The sequence below is a fragment of the Moorena sp. SIO4E2 genome, from assembly GCF_010671945.1.
In the GTDB taxonomy this organism is placed as follows: Bacteria; Cyanobacteriota; Cyanobacteriia; order Cyanobacteriales; family Coleofasciculaceae; genus Moorena; species Moorena producens.
The window spans coordinates 1-8,947 of record NZ_JAAHIE010000301.1; the positions used below are offsets into that span (position 1 = coordinate 1).

The 8,947-nt window shown below is 45.6% G+C and carries 4 protein-coding genes; 2 read left to right on the forward strand and 2 right to left on the reverse strand.

The window, feature by feature from the left end:
- The first annotated feature begins 905 nt into the window (after positions 1-905).
- On the forward strand, positions 906-1,370 hold the full coding sequence (locus F6K37_RS24820) for a hypothetical protein (RefSeq protein ID WP_008181580.1): 465 nt from the start codon (positions 906-908) through the stop codon (positions 1,368-1,370).
- A gap of 145 nt (positions 1,371-1,515) precedes the next feature.
- Here F6K37_RS24820 and F6K37_RS24825 read toward each other — a convergent pair whose 3' ends face one another.
- Both F6K37_RS24825 and recN read right to left on the reverse strand, forming a co-directional pair.
- Complete coding sequence (locus tag F6K37_RS24825; RefSeq protein ID WP_008181579.1) at positions 1,516-4,101, reverse strand: GAF domain-containing protein; 2,586 nt, start codon at positions 4,099-4,101, stop codon at positions 1,516-1,518.
- Positions 4,102-4,567: 466 nt separating this feature from the next.
- The gene (recN, locus tag F6K37_RS24830) at positions 4,568-6,394 is read right to left on the reverse strand and encodes a DNA repair protein RecN (RefSeq protein WP_287252817.1); all 1,827 of its coding nucleotides are present in this window, start codon (positions 6,392-6,394) and stop codon (positions 4,568-4,570) included.
- Between the two features lie 497 nt (positions 6,395-6,891).
- Between recN and F6K37_RS24835 the strand changes: the two genes are divergently transcribed.
- On the forward strand, positions 6,892-8,940 hold the full coding sequence (locus F6K37_RS24835) for an ABC1 kinase family protein (RefSeq protein WP_287252819.1): 2,049 nt from the start codon (positions 6,892-6,894) through the stop codon (positions 8,938-8,940).
- Positions 8,941-8,947: the final 7 nt, after the last annotated feature.

Sequence of the window (8,947 nt, forward strand, 5' to 3'; positions counted from 1 at the left end):
AGCAGAATAGAGAAGACTTAGGTCAGCGGCGGTTGGATTAAACGGCGCTCACCTAAGCGCGAATTTAATTCAACGACTGTAAGCGCACCGGGTAGGTATCAGCTGACCTGCTCTGCTGATAGAATGCCACCAAAGCTATTGATTTGATTTATCTTGGCGCGTGATTAATAACAGTCGAAGTAAAGCTTAAGACATATTTCTGCTCCGAACGCGCCCCGCGTGGCCTACGGCCTTAGTCCCTACTCCCTGCTCCCTTTCAACCAAAATACTCTGTCCTCAACTATACTTCGGTTGCTGCTATATGTGAGAGTCACCAAGCTGAAAACCACGCCTCTTCAGAGCGTGGATGAAAGCTCGAGAGCGACTTTAGTCGCCGTGAAAAAAAAAGATTGTAAGCTTCCCTAATCTTCTCCTTGCCTGTGTAGAATAAAGTATTATAGAGTACAGGCTGAAAAACCGCTAGGACAGCTGGAATAGGGAACCAAGTTTGACCGCCTAGAAAGTAGTAATGCTCAGAGGGTAGGGAAAATCCTCTCTAAAAACCCAATCGTCAACCAACAATTGACGTGTGAACCTAGAACAGAAAACTTTCCAAGAAAAACCGGTGCGCTTTCCGTTGGCGAATTGAATTTGCCACAGATTGCACCGTAGTGTACGGTGGGGCACACCGAAACATGGGGAAAAGAGTCGGCACTCTCAAGAAAGTACCTGAACGCCTAAGGAGAACTGCCCTCTAGGTCTGCCGTGAATTAACTGGGTATTTGGTAGTTTTCTACCGATATTTGGTTAAGTATTGCTTCTCCCGAAGACACGACGGTTTAAGGTGGTTCGCTGATCTAGGAATCCCCACGTCTTTAGACGGGGGAGTGTCAACTTGGTTTCAAATCCTGTACTGAAATAGTCTTATGACCGCTGCAACTCCCTTAGCTAATGCTCCCGATTTATCTACCGATAACTACCTGGTGGTGGGCTTAGCCACCTGCTTTATCAAAGAAGAGGGGGAAGTTCATCAAGTTCAAATTATTGAACCCATCCCCTCAGCCTCCCTAGAAGCACTGCTTAAAAGCGTTCCTACATCTTACTCAGTGGCTTTTGGTACAACTCTAGGTCAAGTAATCTCAGGGGATAGCCTTGTCAAACCCGCTGAGTTTCCAGAGGATGCTCAGTTTTGCGATGATTTTACTAACCGAGCCCTCGCGGCTGCACGCACTTACAAGAGTTGTCCAGAAGCGATCGCTCATATTCCCCTCGGCACAACGTTTGATAACTTCAACTTTTCCACAGAACGCAAGCGGTTGCTAAATATGCAGCGAGTTGTTACTAAGGAAGATAATGTAAAACAGCATGAGTACACTCACAAGGTTCTCTAATCGTTAATCCATTAGTCCTTAGTTAATTGAAACAAGACTTAGGCTTGCACCCGTTGCTCAAGCCTAGTGTATGGGATATGGGCATTGTTGTATGGGCGCTATGGTCTTAACAATTATCCTTTGACCAATCACTAAGGACTAACGACTATTTCTCTAACAACTTCCAGCCACCATCCCAGTCATCGTTAGGAGGTTCTTGAAGAAAACGCTGACAACGGCTCAGGTGCAATACAGACGCTTGGTCATGTTTGTCATATTTTTGTAGAATGGTGCCAAACTCACCCATGGCGAGGGCGAACTGTCGCTGGAGGTAATACTGACGGCCTTTGTAGTAATGTTCAATGATTCGTGCTTTGTCCTCCGAAATCGGTTCAGATTTTAGGCCCACCAGTTCATAAATGGATACTGGCTTGGTCTTGCCCTTAACAATTACCTTGTCCAATTCCCTAGCCCAGATCTGGTCAGCACAGGCTCTGTAAGTATTTTCACTAATTAGGATGTCACAACCGTATTGCTTGCTAGCCGTTTCCAAGCGAGCACCTAAATTGACTCCATCACCAATAGAGGTAAACTCCATTCGTTTAGTCGAACCCATATTACCACTAATGACGCTATCGGAGTTGATGCCAATGCCGATCTTTAAAGGTTTTCGATTAGCTTTAACACGTTGCTGATTAAACTCTTTGAGACGTTGGCGCATCTCTAAGGCTGTTTGCACTGCTCTCCAAGCATGATCCTCTTGGGGCAAGGGCGAACCAAAAACAGCCATAATCGCATCCCCAATGTATTTGTCGAGGGTACCTTTATATTCAAAAATTGCATCCACCATCGACTCAAAATAGTCGTTTAGCATACCCACGACCTCTTCTGCCTTTAAACTTTCGCTCAAAGCAGTATAGCCACGAATATCCGAGAACAGAACTGATACCTCTTTGCGATCGCCTCCTAATTTATGGTCATCGAGCTTAAGTAATTCCTCTGCTAACTCCTGGGTCATGTAGCGATACATGGTAGTCTTGAGGCGTTTTTCATCACTAATGTCATCCATGACTACCAACGCACCATAGACATGGGTTTGATCACTGGCATCAGCAATAGAGTTAATCGAGAGATTCACACAATGCTTGGTTGATTCTAACCCCTGTGAGATCAGGGTTTGGTCGGGGTAGTACTGACGGCTGTCTTTTTCTGTCTTGGCAGTTAAAGCGTTCTGGAGCCATTGAGCAAAATTTCCCCCTTTGATGTTAATCAACTGACTAACCGATAACCCCTCCAATCTGTCTCCAGGGTAATACCCCAGCAATTTCTTGGCACTTTCATTGGTAGCGATAATCTTACCGGTTTTATCGGTGGAAATAACCCCATTACTGAGACTGCGCAGCATATCCCGCTGAATTTGTTCCTGCTGTTTGATGGTGGCAAAAAGTTTCGCTCGCTGTATGGCTACCCCAGCTTGAATATTGAAGGCTTTCATGTATTCTTCATCAATGCGATTAAAACTTGCTTGCCAGCATTCGGGAGCTTTAGGCCAATCATTCGGATTGTAGGGCTCAAAGTCACCGGTCTTTTTCTTGTTGACTAGTTGGGTGACACCTATTAACTCTTGATTGGAGTTATACACTGGCATACACAAGAGGCTACAGGTGCGATAACCAGATTCCTGATCAACTTTTTTGGAATTGTATGAATTGGGATGATCATATAGGTCAAAAGGAATATTTAGAGCTTCACCTGTTTGAGCTACCTTGCCGGCAAAGCCAACCCCCATTAGGATCCGGATTTCTTGGGAGGAACCATCCGCTTGGGGAATTTGCGCCCACAGTTCATTACGTTCTCGGTCAATGAGCCACAGGGTACTACGGTCGGCTTTCATCAGCGTTTTCGCCTCATCCATCACCCGCTTGAGGGTTTCGTCTAGATCCAAACTGCTGAGATTGAGGGATTCTGTAGCTTTGATCAGTGCTGTTGCTGCTCTTTGTCTCTGGGTAGCTCGGTACAACGACTTCGAAGATTCTAGAACCAGCCGCATCGAAGGGGCAAAATCCTTAAACAGTTTTTGATCTTCGTCAGTAAAGCCCTGTTGATCAATTTTTTCCTTTAAGGAAGCGTTCTGTCTATAGGAATTTTTGACCTTATTCAGTAATTGGACTACGGCAACTAAATCTCCCTGTCGATTCAACAGGGGCAATGCTAGCAGGGTATAGGTGCGATATCCAGTTTTTTTGTCAGACTTTTTGGCAGTGTTAGAACGAGAGTCATCATAAAAATCGTAGGGAACGTTAACCACCCGTTTGAAAGTAGCTACTTCACCAACAATGCCCTGATCAGCTGGAAATCGCAGTTCTCCTAAGGTGTTGTTTCCCTCTCCCTTTGCCACTACCGACCAAAGTTCCTTCTTGTCTTCATCCAGAAAAAATATTGTTACTCGGTCGGCATTCATTAACTCTGCCGTCTTGATAGTAATCGCAGTCAAAATCTCCTGGAGAACCTTCTCAAAATCTTGGTTTTCCAGTAGAGCTTCCAGCATCGACAGGGTTTGATTGACGATCTGGAGTGCCTTCTCTACACTTGGGACTACTTGTTTTAAACTTTTCCGGTTTAAAGGTGCCAGAAAGTTAGATATCCCTTGTCCCGCCGCAACTAGCGAACCGGCTGCTGAGGAATTTGCCTCAGATATGCTCCCCTTTTCCACCTGATTTGAATTGTGTTGATCAACAGATGCAGCTACCATAGAATTATCCTGCGCTAAAGCTTTGGTTTTGCTGAAGCGGTCTAATGATGGCGTGTTTTTGATACTTATTTACTCTTACATTGATACTTATTGACTCGTCAGAGCCAGTTAACCGAATTGATCTGAGTTTAAGGCTAATCTGTTGATTACCTAGAGAGCACCTTCTATGCTGGCCGCTGAGTAGATTTTTTCTGATTGAGAGTTAAATATGGCCTGACTGGATTATAGTGCATTCTAGATTAATTTGTCAGTAGCTTAATTAATCAATTGCGATCCAACTATTAAACTAATGCATCACAACCTCACAATTTTTAACATTTAGCTGTTTGGCCTGGCGTTGCTTAATAATGGAATGATTTTAAGAGTTTTGTAGAATAGGCATCTTGCCTGTTCGGCGATCTTTTGGGGCGGGCAGGATGCCCACTAATCTCCTATTCATTCAAAGACTGACGCAACGCCTTTGGCCTTAGTCCTGTCTTCCCACTGTGCATGTCTTACGCCAGCTAGCAGCTTGGGACAACAAGGAAGCCGCAAAATTCATAGCGTCTTGAGCCGACTGTCCACCAGCTAACTGAGCGATTTCTTCCTGCCGCTTTTGGGGATGATTCAGGAGACTAATCCTTACTACAGTTCGAAGCTCGGGCATTCCAGATTCCGGGATTTGGGTAACTACTTGAGTCCTGCCAGAGCGGTTAACTTGAGGGGAAGATGGTTGTTTCAAAATGCTAGAAATCGGTTGAGCAATCACCTGTTTATCCACCCTAAAATGTTGGTCTGCCATCGCAGCAATTAACGGTTGGTGAGTCACACAAAGAACTTGGTGGCGTTGACTGAGTTGGTAGAGTCGTTCTGCGATCGCTCCTGCTACCCGACCAGACACCCCAGCATCAATTTCATCAAAAATTAAGGTTGTTCCTGGCTGGTTACTGCTGGAAAAACAGGCTTTCAGTGCCAGTAAAAATCGACTCATTTCTCCACCGGAAGCCGTCTTAGCAAGAGGTTGCAAGGGTTCTCCGGGGTTGGGAGAGAAGTAAAAGGTGACTTGATCAGCACCAGCTGCCGTGGGGACAATGGGGCTGATTTCCACTGTAAACTTTACCTTCTCCATAGCCAAGGGCTTTAACTGGTTAACCAGCTGTTTTTCCAGTTCTGACCCAGCCCTATAGCGCAATTTGGTCAGTTGATCACATTCATCGGTCACGTTTTCCTGACTCAATGCGTAATTTCTCTCTAATTGTTCTAGAGATGCACCTTCACTGCCTAATTCTTCCAGTTCTGCCTGTAGGCTCTCATAGTGAGCGATTGCCTCAGCAAGGGTTGGTCCATATTTGCGGCAAATTTGTTTAAGAACCCCAATTCTTTCCTCCACCACTTGGAGACGTTCCGGATCAGTCTCTAGTCCATCTCCATAGGCATTAATCTGATGGGCAGCTTCCACCACTTGAGCCAATGCTCCACTGACTAAGTCTAGTAGAGGTTGCAATTGACTATCATAGTCTACCATATCCTGTAAGGTACTTTCCGCTTGACCCAATAAGTCAGCACTAGCTAAAGTCCCCTGATCATTATGGTAAAGTGCTTGATAGACTTGGTAACTCCTCTGTTGGAGTTCCACAACATGGTTCAGACGCTGGTGTTCACGTTCAAGCTGTTCAAGTTCGTCAGGAGCGCTAAGGTTGGCAGCACTGAGGTCTTGAATTTGATACTCTAACCAGTCCAGACGTTGTAGGCGTTCTTGCTGAGACTTTTGCTGTGTCTCTAGAGCTTTCTTGGCCTCTTGACAAGCTATATACGCAGATCCAACTCGATCTCGCTGTTGGATCACAAGGGAACCGCCGTAAAGGTCGAGTAGCCCTCGTTGGCGTGCTGGCATAATTAGCTGTATGGTTTGACCCTGAGCAGTAATTTCTACCAAGCGCTCACGCAGTCCCTCCATCAGTTGCCGATTAACTATCGTGCCATTGACCCGAGAACGCGATCGCATGCCTTTTTCTGTTGCGGTAATCTCTCTGCTACAGACTAAATCGGCTTGATCAAGTAAGTCAATTTCTTGCTCACTCAACCAGGCAATCAAGGGGTTATCTACCGAGAAGGTGGCTTCTAGCAAAGCCCGTTTAGTCCCTGTGCGAATCAGCCGATTGGTTACTTTTCCCCCCAGGGCAATATCAATGGCATCCAAAATAATGGACTTACCCGCACCGGTTTCCCCAGTCAACACATTTAGGCCAGCACCGAATTCCACTTCTAGGTGGTCAATTAAGGCAAAGTTGTGAATTCGCAAATAAACTAACATTGAGCAAAATTCACTGTTGGGAAAATTGTGATAGTAAACACATTTTGTAACAATTTAGAAAAAGTCACACCCTAATACCCAATTGAAGTCTAAGGGTTAACTCTAGTAATCGTTGACCGTTCACCATTCAGTTTATCGTCAAGTGTCCACTAAAAATCAGTATTCCTTTAAGCAGTCAGCCGTCAGCCGTCAGCCGTCAGCTTATTTTATTCAAAGGTGCGCTCTTACCATTAAGAATTAAATTTGCCACGGGTTGCACCTAAAAGCACCGATTGCGCTACGGGCACGCTGCGCGAACAGTAGCGTGGCCTTTGGCTAATAGCTAATGGCTAGCTGATGGCTGATAGCTGATGGCTTACGTATTCTTACCCAGGAATGGGTTATTCCACCATTTTGGTATGAAGATTGCCGAACCTTTATTAAGTTTTAATGATATCCCCCTTTTGTTACAATAGTTTACAGAATCGCTTCTGTTTGTCCGTCGGAAATATCTTCTTATGAATCCTAAAACAGTTTCCCCAACTTCTGTTCAAGCACTAGACTCACAGGCTGATGCGGACAAGTCAGTGGTACCAGTGTCGGGAACTCAGATCACAGTTGAGGAAGAGTTGAGCTCGACAACGGGATCCTCTGTCTTGGAAACAGACAAACCACGCTACGACCCGTCAGCGATCGCAGCCCAGTACCAGAACGCATACCTGTCAGTTCTAGGGCGGTCTTTTACCATCATTTCGTCATTTATATCGTTTGCTCTAGGTCTGTGGTGGGATCGGTTTCGGGGTCGGGATGTTACCAAGAACCAGCGCAGAGCGATTCAGCTGCGGGAAATTTTAACTGAGCTAGGACCAGCTTACATTAAAATCGGACAAGCTCTTTCCACACGACCGGATTTAGTCCCACAAGTTTTCTTGGATGAGTTGACGCTGCTACAAGACCAACTCCCAGCCTTTGAGAATGAGGTGGCTTATAAATTTATTGAGGAAGAATTAGGCGATCGCCCGGAAAATATTTTCGCTGAACTGACTGAAAAGCCTGTGGCAGCGGCTTCCTTAGGACAGGTCTATAAGGGCAAACTCAAAACTGGGGAAACTGTTGCGGTCAAGGTACAGCGACCAGGATTGGCAAATAAAATTACCCTAGATATTTACATTCTACGCCGTCTGGCACAGTGGGTACAAAGCAATGTCAAGCGGGTGCGCAGTGACTTGGTTGCCATCATGGATGAGTTTGGTGCCCGGATCTTTGAAGAGATGGACTATCAGCATGAAGGGCGCAATGCTGAACGCTTTGCCAAGCTTTACGGCAAACTACCGGAAATTTATGTTCCCCGAATTTACTGGGACTACACCGGGCGTCGTGTCCTGACTATGGAATGGGTAACGGGTAGTAAGCTGACGGATATGGAGACAATCAAGGCTAAAGGCATTGATGCCAAGCACTTGATTGAAGTTGGGGTAAACTGTTCCTTGCGACAGCTACTGGAATACGGATTCTTTCACGCTGACCCTCACCCTGGAAACCTGTTAGCCACTTCTGACGGCAAGCTGGCTTATATTGACTTTGGGATGATGAGCCAAGTCAAGAAGTATCAGCGCTATGGTTTGATTGAAGCTGTTGTCCATCTGGTCAATCGTGACTTCCCTGGTTTGGCGAAGGACTACGTGAAGCTGGAGTTTCTCACCCCAGATACAGACCTGACACCGATTATTCCTGCCCTAGGCAAGGTTTTTAACAACGCCTTGGGAGCCAGTGTGGCAGAACTCAACTTTAAGAGTATCACTGACCAGTTATCAGCTTTGATGTATGAGTATCCCTTCCGGGTACCCGCTTACTACGCCCTGATTATTCGCTCCCTAGTCACCTTAGAAGGGATTGCCATGAATGTTGAGCCAGATTTCAAAGTACTCAGTAAAGCCTATCCTTATGTAGCCAAGCGCTTATTGACAGATCCATCACCGGAATTACGGGCATCCTTGAAGGATTTACTGTTTAAGGATGGCGGTTTCCGTTGGAACCGTCTGGAAAACCTGTTGCGCAATGCTGGAAATTCTCCAGATTATGATATCAACCAAGTCTTAGATCAGACCCTAGACTTTATTTTTTCAGATCGAGGAGCTTTCATCCGGGAGCAGTTGGTCAATGAAATTGTCAAGGCGATCGATAGCTTTGGAAGACGGACATTGGATAACGTCAGTTATGCCTTGCAGGAACGTCTAGGCTTAGAAATAAATAATAAAGATAATCAAGACAAGAAGCCAGAAGATCAACCCGAAACTACTGAGAATATCCAGCGGATTTGGAAAATTTTACAAGACACTCCTGGTTTTGACCTAATGCAATTGTTGCCAGTTATTCCTCAAATGTTGATCAAACAGGAGACCCAGGAAATGGGACAAAAAATTGCTGGTGGTTTAGCACAGCGAGTAATTGCTCGGATGATTCGGGATGCTTTACTCCAGGATAATCCTGACAATGGCACCGCTAACGGTCATGGCCAGGGCTCAAACCCTAACTTAGTTTTGCCCCCTGCTGCTGCGATGCGATAGATTATAG